The sequence below is a fragment of the Flavobacterium sp. BFFFF1 genome (assembly GCF_002256285.1).
Classification (GTDB): Bacteria; Bacteroidota; Bacteroidia; order Flavobacteriales; family Flavobacteriaceae; genus Flavobacterium.
On the sequence record NZ_NKJE01000006.1, the window covers coordinates 67,183 to 83,549 of the forward strand.

General features: G+C 43.8%; 16 protein-coding genes and 1 tRNA gene. 9 read left to right on the forward strand and 8 right to left on the reverse strand.

Translation table 11 applies throughout. From position 1 onward, the window contains the following. Window positions 1-45: 45 nt before the first annotated feature. From CFE23_RS05455 to CFE23_RS05470, 4 genes are all read right to left on the reverse strand, one after another. Window positions 46-813, reverse strand: coding sequence for a DUF3667 domain-containing protein (locus tag CFE23_RS05455; RefSeq protein ID WP_291085218.1), 768 nt, complete (start codon window positions 811-813; stop codon window positions 46-48). A 67-nt stretch (window positions 814-880) separates the two neighbouring features. After that, on the reverse strand, window positions 881-4,540 hold the full coding sequence (purL, locus tag CFE23_RS05460; RefSeq protein WP_291085221.1) for a phosphoribosylformylglycinamidine synthase: 3,660 nt from the start codon (window positions 4,538-4,540) through the stop codon (window positions 881-883). A 108-nt stretch (window positions 4,541-4,648) separates the two neighbouring features. After that, window positions 4,649-5,299 carry a DUF1579 domain-containing protein gene (locus CFE23_RS05465; RefSeq protein WP_291085224.1) on the reverse strand — a complete coding sequence of 217 codons (651 nt, stop codon included), beginning with the start codon at window positions 5,297-5,299 and terminating at the stop codon, window positions 4,649-4,651. 68 nt (window positions 5,300-5,367) lie between these two features. Then, the gene (locus tag CFE23_RS05470) at window positions 5,368-6,921 is read right to left on the reverse strand and encodes a hypothetical protein (RefSeq protein ID WP_291085227.1); all 1,554 of its coding nucleotides are present in this window, start codon (window positions 6,919-6,921) and stop codon (window positions 5,368-5,370) included. A gap of 129 nt (window positions 6,922-7,050) precedes the next feature. On the opposite strand from CFE23_RS05470, the gene CFE23_RS05475 reads away from it, so the two are divergent. The 5 genes from CFE23_RS05475 to CFE23_RS05495 all read left to right on the forward strand — a co-directional run bounded on the left by CFE23_RS05475 (window position 7,051) and on the right by CFE23_RS05495 (window position 9,795). Then, on the forward strand, window positions 7,051-7,476 hold the full coding sequence (locus CFE23_RS05475) for a PaaI family thioesterase (protein WP_291085230.1): 426 nt from the start codon (window positions 7,051-7,053) through the stop codon (window positions 7,474-7,476). After that, window positions 7,473-8,558, forward strand: a complete 1,086-nt coding sequence (locus tag CFE23_RS05480) for a chorismate-binding protein (RefSeq protein ID WP_291085234.1) — start codon at window positions 7,473-7,475, stop codon at window positions 8,556-8,558. The genes CFE23_RS05475 and CFE23_RS05480 overlap by 4 nt, the downstream gene beginning before the upstream one ends. A 5-nt stretch (window positions 8,559-8,563) precedes the next feature. Further along, on the forward strand, window positions 8,564-9,280 hold the full coding sequence (gene bshB1, locus CFE23_RS05485) for a bacillithiol biosynthesis deacetylase BshB1 (protein ID WP_291085452.1): 717 nt from the start codon (window positions 8,564-8,566) through the stop codon (window positions 9,278-9,280). A gap of 63 nt (window positions 9,281-9,343) precedes the next feature. Beyond that, window positions 9,344-9,417 (forward strand) — tRNA-His (locus CFE23_RS05490). A 114-nt stretch (window positions 9,418-9,531) separates the two neighbouring features. Then, window positions 9,532-9,795 carry a hypothetical protein gene (locus CFE23_RS05495; protein WP_291085236.1) on the forward strand — a complete coding sequence of 88 codons (264 nt, stop codon included), beginning with the start codon at window positions 9,532-9,534 and terminating at the stop codon, window positions 9,793-9,795. Here CFE23_RS05495 and CFE23_RS05500 read toward each other — a convergent pair whose 3' ends face one another. The 4 genes from CFE23_RS05500 to CFE23_RS05515 all read right to left on the reverse strand — a co-directional run bounded on the left by CFE23_RS05500 (window position 9,796) and on the right by CFE23_RS05515 (window position 13,672). Then, window positions 9,796-10,713: an alpha/beta hydrolase gene (locus CFE23_RS05500; RefSeq protein ID WP_291085238.1), complete on the reverse strand. Its 918-nt coding sequence runs from the start codon at window positions 10,711-10,713 to the stop codon at window positions 9,796-9,798. Window positions 10,714-10,725: 12 nt separating this feature from the next. Beyond that, complete coding sequence (locus tag CFE23_RS05505; RefSeq protein ID WP_291085240.1) at window positions 10,726-11,730, reverse strand: M28 family metallopeptidase; 1,005 nt, start codon at window positions 11,728-11,730, stop codon at window positions 10,726-10,728. A gap of 1 nt (window position 11,731) precedes the next feature. Continuing rightward, on the reverse strand, window positions 11,732-12,826 hold the full coding sequence (locus CFE23_RS05510; protein WP_291085241.1) for a DUF3667 domain-containing protein: 1,095 nt from the start codon (window positions 12,824-12,826) through the stop codon (window positions 11,732-11,734). A gap of 81 nt (window positions 12,827-12,907) precedes the next feature. Beyond that, a complete protein-coding gene (locus CFE23_RS05515; RefSeq protein WP_291085243.1) occupies window positions 12,908-13,672 on the reverse strand; it encodes a dienelactone hydrolase family protein in 765 nt (254 codons plus the stop codon). Window positions 13,673-13,775: 103 nt separating this feature from the next. On the opposite strand from CFE23_RS05515, the gene CFE23_RS05520 reads away from it, so the two are divergent. The 4 genes from CFE23_RS05520 (at window position 13,776) to CFE23_RS05535 (ending at window position 16,365) form a co-directional block, all read left to right on the forward strand. Further along, window positions 13,776-14,231, forward strand: coding sequence for a DUF1801 domain-containing protein (locus CFE23_RS05520; protein WP_291085246.1), 456 nt, complete (start codon window positions 13,776-13,778; stop codon window positions 14,229-14,231). A 426-nt stretch (window positions 14,232-14,657) separates the two neighbouring features. Then, window positions 14,658-14,972 carry a hypothetical protein gene (locus CFE23_RS05525; protein WP_291085248.1) on the forward strand — a complete coding sequence of 105 codons (315 nt, stop codon included), beginning with the start codon at window positions 14,658-14,660 and terminating at the stop codon, window positions 14,970-14,972. An 11-nt stretch (window positions 14,973-14,983) separates the two neighbouring features. Next, window positions 14,984-15,628 (forward strand): hypothetical protein, encoded by a 645-nt coding sequence (locus CFE23_RS05530; protein ID WP_291085250.1) that lies wholly within the window; start codon window positions 14,984-14,986, stop codon window positions 15,626-15,628. Next, window positions 15,610-16,365, forward strand: a complete 756-nt coding sequence (locus CFE23_RS05535) for a histidine kinase (protein WP_291085253.1) — start codon at window positions 15,610-15,612, stop codon at window positions 16,363-16,365. The genes CFE23_RS05530 and CFE23_RS05535 overlap by 19 nt, the downstream gene beginning before the upstream one ends. Window positions 16,366-16,367 lie beyond the last annotated feature (2 nt).

The window sequence follows — 16,367 nt, forward strand, 5'->3', positions numbered from 1 at the left end:
TGAAGCTTTTAACCGATTAAATCAAATGCGCCAATTGCCCATTCACTAAAAGGTCACCGTTCCTTTACCACCGGAGAGGATGATCACGATGACCGTAAGGACAACCATCATCATCACAAACAGCAACACATAAAACAACAGCATCCGCCAGGTGAACCCGATCCAGGTGTATTTTCCCCTAACCGCATTTTGATATACCCAGGCGGGATATAATACCATCAATAACAGTACAATAAGCACCAAATAATCGGAAAAATCAGGCAACCAACCCATTTTAGTGATGAAAACGGTGGTGAAAATGGCAATCGCAATCAGCAATTCTCCTAACAGGCAAATGCCGCCGAGGATAAAGTGTTCCGCGAGGTTTAACTTCAACCGCCTAAATACGATTAATCCGCACAAGCCTAAAATCGGGACAATTCCCAACAAAATGAATTTGATGTTTTTTGCGAAAAATTCCGTGCCATTGACCGATCCCTTTTCAATCACCCGTTCTTCTTCAGGCGGTAAGAAACCCTCGAAATAGTGCTTCAGCAGCAGGTTAAAACCGATGACAAGCAGGCACAAATAAAACACATTGTAATACCGGATCCGTTTTCCGGAGACATAATCCAGCGCCGCCTGTCCGGGCCTCACAAATGTTTCCCTGATTGTAAACAGGATGCCACGGTCAAGGTGCCATACGCCGTGCAGCATATCATGCAGGATAAAATGCTTCAGGACGATGCGGTGCGTATCGGTACGCTGCCCGCAAATCGGACAAAAATTTTGGTGCACAGGTTCGTCGCAGTTCAGGCAGTGATGGGGATTCATGGCTGGGTTGTTTTTGACAGCACTAAAAATAGAAAAAAAGGCTTTCATAACCGAAAGCCTTTTGATATTATTTATTTTCCAGCCAAAGCCTTGCGTTCACAAACGCCTCATGCCACGGCGATACTTCATCGCGGCGCCCATCCGGATAATGTGCCCAGTTCCATTGGAACGTAGACCGCTCGATGTGTGGCATCATGACCAGATGGCGGCCGTCATTGCTGGCCATCATCGCAATATCGAAATGCGAGCCATTCGGATTTGCAGGATAACCTTCGTAAGCGTATTTGGCAACGACGTCGTATTGATCCTCACTGTACGGAAGCTCAAACTTTCCTTCGCCATGCGAAATCCACACGCCCAAAGTGCTTCCTGCGAGTGACGACAGCATCACGGAATTGTTCTGCTGTATGGTCACCGAAGTAAAGCCGCTCTCGTGCTTATGGGAATCATTGTGTTTCATTTTTGGTTTCTGCTCATGCGTCGGGTTAATCAATCCCAATTCGATGAACAGCTGGCAGCCATTGCAAATACCGACAGACAAGGTGTCCTCGCGTTTAAAGAAATTATCCAAAGCGGTTTTCGCTTTCTCATTGTATAAAAACGCACCGGCCCATCCTTTAGCAGAGCCCAATACGTCTGAATTGGAGAATCCACCGACGGCGCCAATGAACTGAATGTCTTCCAAGGTCTCACGTCCCGAAATTAAATCGGTCATGTGCACGTCTTTCACATCGAAACCGGCCAGATACATCGCATTGGCCATTTCGCGCTCGGAGTTGCTTCCTTTTTCACGGATGATGGCTGCTTTCGGGCGTGGTTTGGAGGAATCGATCACCGGCTTTTTACCGTCGAAATGTGTTGGGAAAACGAATTGCAGCGGTTGCTTTTTATAATTGTCAAAACGCTCCGCCGCTTTCTTGGCACCGGATTGCTTCTGGTCTAGCAAATAAGAGGTTTTGTACCAGGTGTCCCTGGTCTCTGCAATATTAAATGACAAGGCGTCGTCGCCGTTTTTCAGGTTCATTGTATTGCTTTCCGTGGCCTTGCCAATACGGTAAATCGTTACATTTTCTTGTTCGAAACTACGTTCGATATCTTCATCAGCCTGGAACACGATTCCGATGTTCTCTGAGAAAAGCAACTTAACGGTATCATTTTCACCAATGCTACTTAGGTCCAGATTGGCACCAAGATTGACATCCGCGAAACACATTTCGAGCAGCGTCGTAATCAGTCCGCCACTGCCGATGTCATGCCCCGCCTGGATTTTTCCGTCGCGGATCAATTGCTGTACCAGGTTGAAAGCCGTTTTAAAAGCCTTCGCATCATTGATCGTAGGCGTTTCTGTACCTATTTTATTGAGCGTTTGTGCAAACGACGAACCGCCGAGCTTAGGCATATCGTTGGAAAGGTTTACATAATAGATATTTCCGCCATGTTTCTTTAGGACTGGCTCCACGACCGCAGTGATGTCATTGCAGTTCCCGGCAGCAGAAATGATGACCGTTCCGGGCGCAATCACATCGCCATCGGGATATTTCTGTTTCATCGAAAGCGAATCCTTACCGGTCGGAATGTTGATGCCGAGTTCAATCGCAAAGTCGGAGCAGGCCTGAACCGCCGCATACAAACGCGCATCTTCGCCTTCATTTTTACACGGCCACATCCAGTTCGCGGAAAGTGAAACGCTTTGCAAGCCATCTTTCATCGGTGCCCATATGATATTCGACATTGCTTCTGCAATCGCATTGCGGCTTCCTGCGGCCGGATCGATCAATGCCGCAATAGGAGCATGGCCAATTGACGTTGCAATTCCTTCTTTTCCGAGATAATCCAAAGCCATCACACCCACGTTGTTCAACGGCAACTGCAGCGGACCCGCACATTGCTGCTTTGCGACTTTCCCGCCCACACAGCGATCGACTTTGTTCGTAAGCCAGTCTTTACAGGCTACGGCCTCAAGTTGAAGTACATTGTCGAGATAGGTATGCATGTGGCTGATGTCGTAATGCAACTCCTGGTAATTCCGTTCGATTTTTTTGTCATTCATCACCACTTTAGGCGAACTTCCGAACATGTCACTTAGCGCCAGGTCCATGGGCTTGGCACCCGTTTTTTCTGATTCAAATGTAAACCGGTGGTTTCCGGTGACGTCACCTACCTGGTACATTGGGGAGCGTTCGCGTTCGGCTACGCGCTCCAGCATTTCAATATCGTCCTGCCCGATGACAAGCCCCATTCTTTCCTGCGATTCATTCCCGATGATTTCTTTCGCCGAAAGTGTTGGATCGCCTACCGGCAATTGATCGAGATTGATATGTCCGCCGGTTTCTTCTACCAATTCGGAAAGGCAGTTTAAATGTCCACCTGCGCCATGGTCGTGTATTGAGATAATCGGATTGTTGTCGCTTTCCACAAAAGCACGGATCGCGTTCGCTGCGCGCTTTTGCATTTCCGGATTCGAACGTTGGATCGCATTCAGCTCGATGCCCGAACTAAATGCGCCGGTATCTGCTGAGGATACGGCCGCGCCGCCCATTCCGATCCGATAGTTTTCACCGCCGAGGATCACGATTTTATCACCGGCAACAGGTTTTTTCTTAATCGCTTGACTGGCCTTGCCATATCCGATTCCGCCGGCCTGCATAATCACTTTATCGTAACCGAGCCTGCGGTTTGCCTCATCATGTTCGAATGTCAGCACAGAGCCGGTAATTAACGGCTGCCCGAATTTATTTCCAAAATCGGAAGCGCCATTCGACGCTTTTATTAAAATATCGATGGGGGTCTGGTAAAGCCATTTCCGTTCCGGCATATCATTTTCCCACTCGCGTGTGCTTTCGAGTCGGGAATAGGCCGTCATGTATACAGCGGTACCTGCGAGCGGCAATGAACCCTGGCCGCCAGCCAGCCTGTCGCGGATTTCGCCACCCGAACCCGTAGCCGCACCGTTAAAGGGCTCCACGGTGGTAGGGAAATTATGGGTTTCTGCTTTCAGTGAAATCACCGAATCAAAATCCTTTGTTTCGTAATAGTCGGGTTTGTCACCTGATTTGGGCGCGAACTGCTGTACACGTGGGCCTTTGATGAAAGCGACGTTGTCTTTATATGCCGAAACGATATCATTAGGGTTTTCAGCAGACGTCTTCTTAATCAGTTTAAACAACGAAGATGGTTGTTCCTTACCATCGATGACAAAACTTCCATTGAAGATCTTATGGCGGCAATGCTCGGAATTGACTTGCGAAAACCCAAACACTTCAGAGTCGGTCAGCTTCCTGTCAATCCTAATGGAGAGGTTGTTCAGGTAATCTACTTCCTCGTCGCTTAAGGCCAGCCCTTCAGATTTGTTGTAAGCGGCAATATCGTCAATCTCCAGAATAGGTTCCGGTTGGATGTTAATCGTGAAAATGTCCTGGCTTAGCGCATCAAATTTCTGCGAAAGCATCGGGTCAAAGGCTGTAAAATCGCTGCTGGCCTTATGGAATTCTTCGATACGGATGATGCCTTCAATACCCATGTTCTGGGTAATCTCAACAGCATTGGTACTCCAGGGCGTCACCATAGCGGCACGTGGACCAACAAAAAAATCCGTAAGCACGGATTTTTCAATTTTATGAGCGTCGCCAAAAAGCCAGTTTAATTTTGAGATGTTTTCTGCCGAAAGCGTACCCTGTGTCTGGACAGCAAAAACAGTACCGCTTTCGTTTCCGAAGAAATGAATCATTGTAAGTATTTTAGTGGTGTTGTGTGGTGCAAATTTAAGTGTTAAAAGTGTTATACGCAAAAAAAAAGCCGACAGGTTGCCGGCTTTTATATTGGGTTATCAACAATACTATTTTCTAAGCATCGTGATTTCCATGGTTTTATATTCCTTCCCATCCGGACCCGTGTCAAATCCTTCGAGCTTGCGGGTATTTGCATCAACTATTTGATAGATCTGTTTGATTTTCTTAGGTTGCTTGGTCGCCGGATCAACGCATTCTCCGCTATAGGTTATGGTTTTGGCAGCGCTATCGTATGTTCCGGTCATGAACATAATTCCTGTTCCCATATTATCCGTCCAGGTTTGCTCGAATTTACCCGTCGCGTTGTTGTATGCAACAAGTCCCTTTCCTTCGAACGGCGCACCCATAGCTGTTCCGGTATATTTACCTTCCTGATAGCGTCCTCCCAAAACCATCTTAAGTTCTCCTTTCATAGTGGTTACTTCAGGCGCTTTCGTGGGATCCATCCACATCTTGCTTTCGCCTGACCAATTGCCGCTTTCCTCTGCGAGCAGTTTCTGCATGTCACCTGGAGTGGCATAGGCTTTCCATGCTTCCATCATCGCGACAGAATCCATTGGTTTTGCAGGTTCGGTGGCCGTCTTTTCTGTGGCAACTGTCGTGGAATCGGTAGTTGCAGATTCGTTTTTCACGTCCTCTTTTTTGCAGGCTGTCACCGTAATAAGCAACGCTGCGAGGTAAGTACAGGATTTTTTCATAAATCTAAGATTTTTGGTTATATCTTAAAATTAAGAAAAAAAACTTTACCCATCTAATTGTCAGGAGATTAATTTTCTTCCGGGAATACCGCACTTTGGTATGCTCCAAGGTCCGGTGGGGTGGAAGTACGCGGATTACCCAACACGTCAACGGGAACAATAACCGAGGCATCACCTTTTCCTGCCGCTGGGGATTCGGGTTCGATGTTTAGTTTATTGGCATTCGGATTGAAAAACTTCGGGTTGAGGTCAACGCTGTTTTTAGCAATCAGGCACTCGCTAAACAACGCGCCGTTGTCAAAATCATACAGCGGATCATCGGTATATTGGTTGCTGATGTTATTGAACTTGATCAGGCAGTTCGTAAACTTGTAATTAAACGCGGTGTCGGAATTGTGTTTATTGAGTTTTAACTCGATCTGGTTGGAGCCATAGAAAATAGAATTGGTAAAATTTGCTTCCACTAAAGGGTTGGATTCAGGGTCTGCGCCGGTAATATAATTGTCCAACAACACCGCATATTGCGTAGAACTTGGCCAGTCGTTGTTGAATGTACAATGGGTGAAATTGTATTTTCCACCATAAGTCCCGGCGAAACAAGCTTGCCCACAATTGTTAATGACCACATTTTCGCCCGTGATATTTCCGTTTCTTCCGAGTATTCCCGCCACCGATTGGTTATAAATCTGGGTATTTCTGATGTTCAGCACAGCCGCATTATTTTCGACCAGCAAGCCAGCGACGGCATTCTTTAGCGTCAGGTGATTGATATTCCCTCCAAGGCTTCCCGAGGTTAACCAGATGGTACCCCATTGTCCCGGAACTTCTGCGAAGTCGGGCTCGAGCCTGTCGCCTTCAAAAATCACTTCATTTTCGAGCGCTTCCGTCGTCGAAACGCCACCGTTGATATTGATGGTACCGCCGCCCGCAACAATAATCCCCGAATCGGCGTGGAAATGCAGTCGGGCGCCGGGATGGACGTTAAGCGTCTTTCCATTGGCCACGGCGGCGTAACCGTAGATGACATAAGGTTTTTCATTGGTCAGCTCATATTCATTGCCATGGTCATTTTCATCCAGGAAGAAACCGTATATTTCCTGTGCATTTTCCCCGGAACCCAGCGTCAGTGTTTCAGTAGTGCCATCTTCAAACTTTTGCGGGTATAGGAAAACAGCATCCTGGATCAGCGTCACAAGCTCCACCTTCTGGAAGTTTGTGCCATTTCCAAACTGAATTTGGTCGGTATACAGAAAATCCGTGGGATTGGCATCGGCAATATTTGCGGTGGTTTCAATAAAGATGTAAAGGCTGTCTTTTGCCAGCAGCTCGACATTACTGAATATCTTTCCATTATCGCCTGTCATGCCGTCCACCGTCATGCGGTACTTCGATGCCTGCCCTTTTGCCAGCTGGATCGTCGGGATTGAGATGTTGTCGTTGCTTTTATTGTAGACTTTTAACGTGTAAGTGCTGGAACCGATGTCGGTAAAAACGGTATCGAGGTAAACGGTATCTTTCGAAAACGCAAGTTGGCCAACGCTCGGCTGGAAGTCAAAATCGGTACGGCAGGAAGCGAGTGAAATGAGGGCGATGATGAAAAGTGCCAGAGCAGTTTTGCGCATGAGGTTGTTAATTTTGGTAAAAATAATAAAATTTGGTTAGCCCAGTCTGTAACCAAACGCCAAAAACCAAATATTATTCTTTACGCTTTATAAACAGTAAAAGCGTAATTTTGCAACAAATTTTGAACGATGGCTTTTGACAAAGAAAAGGTGCTTGCGCTTTGCAATGCATTTTCCGAAAATACCCTAATGCAAACCCTCAATATCCGGTATGTCGATGCCGGAGAAGATTTCCTAACCGCAACGATGCCTGTGAATCCAAGCGTGCATCAACCCATGGGCCTGCTGCATGGAGGTGCCAGTGTCGCGTTAGCGGAAAGCGTTGGGAGCGCGGCGTCGATGTTGTATGCGAATCACGAGAAGGAAGAGGTGAGGGGCATCGAAATTTCAGCGAACCACTTGCGGAGTAAACGCGAAGGACTAGTTACGGCTACAGCACGTATTATCCACAAAGGCAAGACGATACATCTTTGGGAAATAAGGATTACTGATGAGGATGATAAATTGGTATGCCTTTGTAAATTGACCAATATTATACTGCCAAAAGAACAATGAAACAGGCAACAGTGTCACTTGACTCACTTTTTTCAAAGGCGGCAGACAACGCTGACAACGGTTTTCCTTTTGTACTCTACAGAAAGCCAGGCTCTTCTACCCTCAGCGGTTTATTCCAGAAAGACAGCCGGGAATTCACCACGGATACATTTATGGAAACCGGATATGTATTTGCACCTTTTTCCGGAAAAACAACATTGCTGATCCCGGAACAAGAGTCAGATTTTTTGTGCTCGCGCGATGCGATTGAAGTTGAGGAAACAGCACCGTTAAATCTGCCGGATACAACACAGGAAGACAGGGATTCACACATCGGTTTGGTGAATAAGGGGATTGATGCGATCCAGCAGGGTCGTTTCAGAAAAGTGGTACTGTCACGAAGGGAGGCCTTCGATTTATCTATTTTCGATTGTATCCCAACGTTGAAGAAAATGTTGGTGAATTATCCGGAAGCGTACGTGTATTGCTGGTTTCATCCCACAACGGGCTTTTGGTTCGGCGCATTTTCAGAACAGCTTTTGAAGGTTAGCGGAAACACACTGTATACGATGGCTGTGGCGGGAACACAAAAGTGGAAGCCCGAGTTGAATTGGCAGCCAAAAGAACGGGAAGAGCAGCAATTTGTTACCGATTTTATCGCGGGCGAATTGGGGAAATATGCTGTTTCTGTTGATATCAGTGCGCCCTACAACCTGAAAGCAGGTACGTTGGCACACATTAAGACGGATATCACAGCTTCACTACATCAGGGTACGCGTCTGAGGGATATTATTGAATCACTGCACCCGACGCCCGCGGTTTGTGGGTTGCCCAAAAATGAAGCGCTTGACTTTATCATGGCAAATGAAAATTACGACAGGCGTTATTATTCGGGGTTCCATGGAGAACTTAATAAGGATTTCCTGAATGGAAACGCCCAAACGGACTTGTTTGTCAACCTGCGCTGCATGGAAGTCGATTCGGTAAAAAAAACAGCCGGGATTTATGTGGGCGGCGGCATTACCAAAGACAGCAACCCTGAAATGGAATGGCAGGAGACTGTCAATAAATCTGAAACAATGAAAAAAATATTATCTAAATGAGCAATATGAAACTTGATATTTTAGCGTTTGGAGCGCACCCCGATGATGTGGAACTCGGATGTGGCGGCACGTTGGCCAAAGAAGTGGCTAATGGCAGGATGGTAGGCATTGTAGATCTTACCCGCGGAGAGCTCGGCACACGCGGCTCTGCTGAAATCCGTGATCGGGAAGCCATTGCCGGAGCGAAGGCGCTGGGAATCACTGTTAGAGAAAACTTGAATATGCGCGATGGATTTTTTGTCAATGATGAAAAACACCAGCTGGAAGTGATTAAAATGATTCGGAAATACAAACCGGAGATTGTGATCTGCAATGCCATTGAAGACCGTCATGTTGACCATGGCAAGGGAAGTAAATTGGTGTCTGACGCCTGTTTTCTTTCGGGATTGATAAAAGTGGAAACATCGCTGGACGGTTTGGTGCAGGAAGCATGGCGTCCGAAAGTGGTTTATCACTACATACAATGGAAAAACCTGGAACCTGATTTTGTCGTGGACATCTCTGATTTTATCGAACACAAGACCGCCGCGATCCTGGCTTATGATTCCCAGTTTTACAAACCTGGCAGCACAGAACCGATTACACCGATCGCTACGAAGAATTTCCTGGAAAGCATCCACTATAGGGCTCAGGATCTGGGAAGGCTTATTGGCAGAGATTACGCAGAAGGTTTTACGACAGAAAGATATTTGGCCGTCAATAGTTTAGAGGATTTGGTATAATTTTTTCGTTTTTTTCTTTGCCGAATCAACCTTTTTGCAATATATTTGCGCTCACAAAACACGGTGGTTGTAGCTCAGCTGGTTAGAGCATCGGTTTGTGGTGCCGAGGGTCGCCGGTTCGAACCCGGTCATCCACCCAGAATTTAAGCCTTGAGGAAACTCAGGGCTTTTTTTGTGGATTATTGCCAATAAAAACCTAAAATGGTTTTATGGCTGGACGTTAATCTTTAAATTTAGGTAAAAAAGAAACTATGTCAGCATTTATCTCCATTGGACACCGCATCACCGTACCCTCATTGAGGGACTTTATCATTACACATACGCTAAATGCCGGGGACTCTCTCGTGGTAAGCTCCCAGGATTTTCAGGAATTGGTTCATGAAATAAAAAGTTCAGGCGAAGGCATCCCTGATATTCCATTCAACCTGCTGGGGGTAAACATTCTCCAGGATCCAACCGATGCCGTGCCGGTTGGTAAGCTGCAAATTGTAAAGAACGAGCAATCGTATCTATAATTAAATCTGGCTTTTAATAATTCTTAAGAATTCATTTTGCTGATCGATAAAAACGTTATGCGAGCAGTTCTCGAGATAAAAAACCTTATCGGTACCGATCAGTTTGCTTAAATCTTCAATCTGTGCTGATGCATATAGGCCGTCGTCTTTACCATAAAGGGCGATGACCTTTATTTTTTTCGATAATTTTTCAATACTGCCGGAAAGGTTCAGCGCAGTGTATTTTTCATTTTTCCAGAATCCTGTTGGGCCTTGCTGCGTCATTTGTGTAGCCAATTTGAAATCGGGGCTTTTTCTCAGGTCGTCATATATTTTCTGGGCTTCCGGACTGATATTTTTAGGTTTGTAGAATCCATTCTGCATAGCGTACATGAAACAATAACTACTGTATTCCAGGCTGCTTTTATCCATTTTTTCAAGCATATCCATATATCCGAGACTAGAGGAGTCATTTTTATCGGTGTAGATTTTTCTACAGCGCGCAATGATATTTGTAAACGACTCCTGCAGTGATATTGGTGCACCCACTAAAATAACCGCATTTACTTTTTCCGCGAATTTTTCGGCATAAAGCGTGGCGATTACCCCGCCAAAACTGTGGCCCATTAAATTGATCTTGCCGATTTTGTATTTGGTTAGAATGGAATTGATGTCTGAAAAAGTTTCTTCAAAAGTGAACTTTGCATTGGCATCTGTCGAGCGGCCTTCACCGCGACGGTCATAAAGAATTACAAAATATCCTTCATCTGCAAGTTTTTGAGCCGTGGTTGATTCAAAATTAACGCTATTGTAGCCGGGCCCACCGTGCAGAAATAGGACTGGTTTTGCTGTTTCAGACCCATAGGTTTTCACAAAAAGTTCTTGCGCGGATGCGTTTGCCGCAAAAACAATAAATAGCAATAGGATAATTTTCTTCATATTTATGACATATTATTTTCCGTCTTTGTCCACCACGATACGTTCTACGCGGTTTGCCAATTCCCACGCAATTGCGAACGCAAGTTTTGTTCTTTTTTCCAGTGCATCGAATTCAATTTTATCTACTTCATCGGTATCCTTGTGATAGTCTGCATGCGTCCCGTTAAAAAGGAATACCGATGGGATGCCATTCTTAGCAAAATTATAGTGGTCCGAGCGGTAGTAAAATCGATTTGGGTCTTTGCGGCTATTGTATTTGTAGTCCAGCTCAAGGTTTACGAGGCTATTTGCCTCTTCGCAAATGTTGTAAAGGTCTGTGGAAAGGTAATCCGAGCCAATCAGGTAGATATAATTATTGGTAGTTTTGTGAAATTCATCACGTCTTCCGATCATGTCAATATTGACATCTGCAACGGTATTCGCTAGCGGAAACAAAGGATGTTCTGAGTAATACCTGGAGCCATGAAGGCCATGTTCTTCGCCGGTAACGTGTAATATTAATACCGACCGCTTGGGGCCATGACCGTCTTTTTTAGCTTTCTCGAAAGCCTGCGCAATCTCCATCAACCCGACCGTTCCAGAGCCATCATCATCGGCACCATTATAGACTTTTCCGTTTTTAACGCCGACGTGATCGTAGTGGGCAGAGACCACAACAATTTCCGCAGGCTTTTCCGAGCCTTCGATAAACGCCCAGATGTTTTCCGAGTCAGGCAGGCTTTCCCCGTATTTTTCATTCATGTATGCAGCGGGAACTGTTTGGTAGTAACTTTCAGCACCCGTTGGAAATGAAACCCCATCTGCCTGATATTGTGCTACGATGTATTTTCCGGCTTTTTTTTGTCCTTCGGAACCCGTTTCCCGTCCCTCCATCGCATCGGATGAAACGATTGTCAAGTGTTTCTTCAGTTCCTCAGCGGTAATCGTATTCATGTATTTTTGCTCATAAACCAGCGGTTTTTTGATGGAACATCCTACAGATATTGCAAGTACTGTGAGCCATAATATGTTTTTCATTTTAGTGTAGGTTAATTAACGTGTAAACCATAAAGCTAAGCAATAAAATAAAAACGATGATAAAGTTGATGAAAAACAATACTGCCGTTTTAATAAATGACACGCCTCTCGATTCGCCATAGAAACGATGATGCGCCGGAAAGAAGTAGTACAGCATCCAGCAAATGACGCCAAATATCATGATTTGTGAAATGAGATCAGCTATGTCAGAATGCAACAGTGTCAACACTGAATCCAGCGAAATTGAGATAAGGGTCACCAGCAAAAGGAATGAAAAGTAATGCAGCGTAAATATGCCATGATCGAAGTAGTACCAACGTTTCTTACTATGGAACAGCCAAAGAAAGAACGCAAATATCGGCATGTAGATGAACAGTACTTTCGGAAAATTATGCAGGAATGATTCCTTGAACTTATTCACCAGTTCTTCCCCGGTCATGCCTTTTTGGTTTATGAGTGTCATTTTCCGGTAAAACCAATATTTTACCGGACTGAATTTTTTGCTTTCGGGAAGCGAATGCTGTACTGAATCGAGTTGTCGGACAGTTCTGTAACCGAATTCTTCCCCAATTTTCACGGCTTTATAGTTTTTCTCGAGACTTTGCTTCATGCTTTCTGCTTCGTCTTTGGTAAAAAGGCCTGCGACACGTAGCGAATCAACTTTCTTCTGCTTTATCTCAACAGCTTCAATTTCCCGTAATTCCGCCATCTCTGCCGGCGTTAGTTTAAGTCCCGCAGGCGGTCTGATTTCCCGCAGGGGTTTTGACTCCAGCTCGGTTCCTTCTGCTACAATCGATATGACAAAAAAGGTGATGAAACTGATAAAAATGTAAAGTCTGACCGGCGCGAGATAGGAGAGCCTTTTACCAGACAGGTATTCTTTGGAAAGCGAAGCGGGCTTAAGTAGTAAATTCCGGATGGTTTTCCAGAATGCATTTTCATAATGCGTCAGGTCTTCAAAGAAATGGATAAAGAGGTGGTGAAAAGTTTTACGGGAGTCCGTGTTCTCCTGGCCACAATTCGGGCAAAATCGCTGATGCACGACATGGTTGCAATTCAGGCAGGTCTTATCACTTCTCAGTTGGTTTTTGGACATAAAAAAGGTATAGCTCTGGTTAGGTTTAGGAGATAAATCTACTAAAAAAAACAGAATTATACCGTTTTGGGCCGTGATTCGCTATTTTAGCACTTCTTTTAGGAAGGTGAGCATATGCTCCCACGAGCGTTTGTCAGCCTTTTCGTTGTATGCCGCGCCTTTTGAATTATCATTTCCTGCATAAGGATCGGTGAACGCGTGAACGGCATTGGCATAATAAACCATTTGCCAATCGGCTTTCGATTCGTTCATTTCCTGCTGGAAAGCTGCTACTTCTGCAGGAGGAACATTTGGATCATCAGCGCCGTGCAGCACGAGTACTTTTGTTGAGATTGGCTCGTTTGTCCTAGCGGTATCTTTTTTCAATCCGCCATGAAATGAAACGATGCCTTTCACAGGCATTCCGGAGCGCGCTGCTTCAAGTGCGCCAGTGCCGCCAAAACAATAGCCGATAACGACAATTTTGTTGGCATCTGCACCGGATTTGATCAATTGTTCCAATGCAAGACTGATCCGCTTTTGGTAAGATTTAAAATTCTGTTTGTAAAATCCGGCCTGTTTCCCTGCTTCAGCTGCGTCTTTTGGGTAATTTCCTTCTCCATAGATATCGGCGATAAACGCGTAATACCCCAGTTCAGCTAATTTTTTTGCGCTTTCTTTTGCGTGTTCATCAATGCCTTTCCATGCAGGAAGAATCAGGATTCCTTTAGTTTCTTTGCCTAATTTAGTTGGCACAATCGAAAATCCATTTAACTTTTGATCACCATCATTGTAGGCGACTGCCTTTAGTTGTGCTGAGAGGTGAATCGAAACCAACAATAACAGGAGTAGGTAAATTTTTTTCATTTTTTTGCTTTTAAACAAATATCGGGAATTGTTTTGGGCGAAGGATAAAGCTGTTGAAAATTAACGTTTGTTTTAATAGCTTTGGGATCTAAAAGAAAATGAGATGGATACTAAAGTAATAACGGTTGAGGCATATTTTGAAGCAGTGCCTGAAGACAGGAAAGTCGCGATGCAGACTTTGAGAAAAGTGGTTAAGGAAAATCTTCCGGAAGGATTTACTGAGGGGATGGGATATGGAATGGCGTGCTACGTGGTACCGCATTCGATGTATCCGGCAGGTTACCATTGCGATCCAAAAATGCCGCTGCCTTTTATCAGTATTGCGTCTCAGAAGAATTTTATTGCGTTGCACCATATGGGTATTTATGGGAGCAAAGACCTATTGGATTGGTTTCAGTCCGAATACCCTAAACATTCAAAATATAAACTGGATATGGGAAAAGGATGTATTCGGTTTAAAAAGCCTGATGACATACCGTTTGCACTTATTGCGGAATTGTGTAAAAAAATTACGGTAGATGATTGGATTACACTGTATGAGTCAAATTTGAAAAGATAGCTTATCTGAATAAAGTGTAGACTGCCATACCCATAATTAATACAGTGATTACGAGCAGAAAGCGAATTAAGCCAATTTGCGGATCATAGTCTTTGTTTTTACTTAAAATAAGTTTTCTGTGATTGCGCTGGGGTTTCATGTTTTTTAAGTGTTTTGCCATGCTGTATAAACAAATATACACTGAGACAGCTATTTATTTTGTAAAATTACTATACGATTACTTAAGGCACAATACCTGAAAACCCTGATTTTTCTGAGCAGAATATGGGATCATTTTAACGCTGTCGCTACGTGTTTAGCCAGTATTACTAAACGGTAGTTAAAAAAATCAGGGTTTACCCTGAGTACTATCAGGGTAAACCCTGATGGATTATTGTTTTTTTTTGTTTTAATTTGTTTCAAACAATTAAACCCCTTACAAATATTATGGAACCAATTCAAAACGCAGGAGAATCAATCAGCCTGGATGAGGCTAAAACGATGACCAGAGATTTCAGAAATTTATACCCAAATTCAACGAAAGGGTATATGATATCGGCGGTAAACATTCAACAGATTTTGAACCAGGATGGCTGCCAGGGCTTAAGGATTTACAATGGTTATGATGCGGCAAATAAGGCGACAAATCTGGTAATCGTGGGGACGGATTCCAGTGGTAACGACTTGTACGAAGGTGTGATTATGGATAGGACGAAACCGTGTCCGTCCGATTGTGATAACTCGAGCCCTTTATGCTACTAAAATAATAAAAGATGTCTCAATTTGTTTTTTATTTAAATACAATAATTGGATTCTCACTTTTGATTATCTATTTCAAAAGAAAGAAAACTAAACAATTTGAGGCATCTTTAATAGTTCCTTTTTTATATTTAGAGCTATTTTCAAACTTATATGAGCTGATTGCGACCGATATTTTTTCAGTTCATTCAGCGGTATATTTTAAAGTGTACATTTTTCTTGAGTTTTATGTGCTGCTAAATCTCTTTTATAAATTATCCGGGAAAACAATGAAATGGCTGTACATTTCTTTTGGAGTGCTGTTTTTATTGTTTTTTATTTTTGCATGTCTTGGCTTTGAATGGTCATTCAGCCAGAGTTTGAAAACAGACTCGTATCTATCTGCATTTGAATTGATTGTGATTTACGTGCTTGCAATTCATTGGTTTACAAGGTTATTTAAGTACTTGCCCGATATATCGCTTTTAGATATGCCAAATTTTTACTTCGTTTCAGGGTTGATAATTTACCTTTCAGGACCTATATTCTTGTTTCTGGTAAGCAGCCAGATTTTAAGTTCAGACCCTGAAAAATTTGGAGAATACTGGATTATCAATAATATCTTCAATATTATCTTAAAATTATTTTTAATTAAAGGCATATGGAAAATCAAGAAGTAAACACCATTCTTTTAGTCGGAACTTCCGTAATGCTTTTCCTCGGATGTGGACTTATTTTCATCGTATTTTTTTACCAAAACCACTTGGCAAAAATTAAAAGGAAGGAAGCTGAAGTACTGCTGAAAGCCAACTTAGAGAGCGAGAAAAATGAACGTAAACGCATCGCTGCAGACATTCACGATGGGTTATCGGGAGACCTTAATGCCATCCGAAATTTTGTGAGTATATTTCAAAAAATCGAAGCCGACCCTGAAAAAAGCGACATGCTCAAAAGTATCAAGACAGGTGTGGAAGCCGCATTGGAAAACACGCGCGCCATCTCATATAAACTGATGCCGCCCTTACTTGAGTCGGCTGGAATTGTAGTAGCGCTCGATGATTATTTCCAGCGTGTCTCTATTGCAACCAAAATTGTGTTCACAATTGATGAGAAAGCAGAGTTAAAATTAGATGCGTCTACCGCTTATGAGATTTTCAGAATTGTTCAGGAGTTCACTACAAACATGGTCAAATACGGCAACGCAAGCCATTTTACGGTAGTTTTTTCATCTACTTCAGCTCATCAGATTGTTGAGATGTTTGATGACGGAGTAGGATACGATATTGAGGCGCTTTTTAAGTCCTCGAAAGGTGCCGGCATCTCAAACATCAGGTCGAGGGTAAAAATACTGGAGGCCAAATTAGAACAGCGACCCACCGAAGCAGGGAATCATTTTGTAATTATGCTAAAAAAATAACG

What these genes read in the sequence shown, in the direction of transcription:
- CFE23_RS05455 (WP_291085218.1), bottom strand. Translation starts at nt 813, where the DNA reads ATGAATCCCCATCACTGCCTGAACTGCGACGAACCTGTGCACCAAAAT.
- purL (WP_291085221.1), bottom strand. Translation starts at nt 4,540, where the DNA reads ATGATTCATTTCTTCGGAAACGAAAGCGGTACTGTTTTTGCTGTCCAG.
- CFE23_RS05465 (WP_291085224.1), bottom strand. Translation starts at nt 5,299, where the DNA reads ATGAAAAAATCCTGTACTTACCTCGCAGCGTTGCTTATTACGGTGACA.
- CFE23_RS05470 (WP_291085227.1), bottom strand. Translation starts at nt 6,921, where the DNA reads ATGCGCAAAACTGCTCTGGCACTTTTCATCATCGCCCTCATTTCACTC.
- CFE23_RS05475 (WP_291085230.1), top strand. Translation starts at nt 7,051, where the DNA reads ATGGCTTTTGACAAAGAAAAGGTGCTTGCGCTTTGCAATGCATTTTCC.
- CFE23_RS05480 (WP_291085234.1), top strand. Translation starts at nt 7,473, where the DNA reads ATGAAACAGGCAACAGTGTCACTTGACTCACTTTTTTCAAAGGCGGCA.
- bshB1 (WP_291085452.1), top strand. Translation starts at nt 8,564, where the DNA reads ATGAAACTTGATATTTTAGCGTTTGGAGCGCACCCCGATGATGTGGAA.
- CFE23_RS05495 (WP_291085236.1), top strand. Translation starts at nt 9,532, where the DNA reads ATGTCAGCATTTATCTCCATTGGACACCGCATCACCGTACCCTCATTG.
- CFE23_RS05500 (WP_291085238.1), bottom strand. Translation starts at nt 10,713, where the DNA reads ATGAAGAAAATTATCCTATTGCTATTTATTGTTTTTGCGGCAAACGCA.
- CFE23_RS05505 (WP_291085240.1), bottom strand. Translation starts at nt 11,730, where the DNA reads ATGAAAAACATATTATGGCTCACAGTACTTGCAATATCTGTAGGATGT.
- CFE23_RS05510 (WP_291085241.1), bottom strand. Translation starts at nt 12,826, where the DNA reads ATGTCCAAAAACCAACTGAGAAGTGATAAGACCTGCCTGAATTGCAAC.
- CFE23_RS05515 (WP_291085243.1), bottom strand. Translation starts at nt 13,672, where the DNA reads ATGAAAAAAATTTACCTACTCCTGTTATTGTTGGTTTCGATTCACCTC.
- CFE23_RS05520 (WP_291085246.1), top strand. Translation starts at nt 13,776, where the DNA reads ATGGATACTAAAGTAATAACGGTTGAGGCATATTTTGAAGCAGTGCCT.
- CFE23_RS05525 (WP_291085248.1), top strand. Translation starts at nt 14,658, where the DNA reads ATGGAACCAATTCAAAACGCAGGAGAATCAATCAGCCTGGATGAGGCT.
- CFE23_RS05530 (WP_291085250.1), top strand. Translation starts at nt 14,984, where the DNA reads ATGTCTCAATTTGTTTTTTATTTAAATACAATAATTGGATTCTCACTT.
- CFE23_RS05535 (WP_291085253.1), top strand. Translation starts at nt 15,610, where the DNA reads ATGGAAAATCAAGAAGTAAACACCATTCTTTTAGTCGGAACTTCCGTA.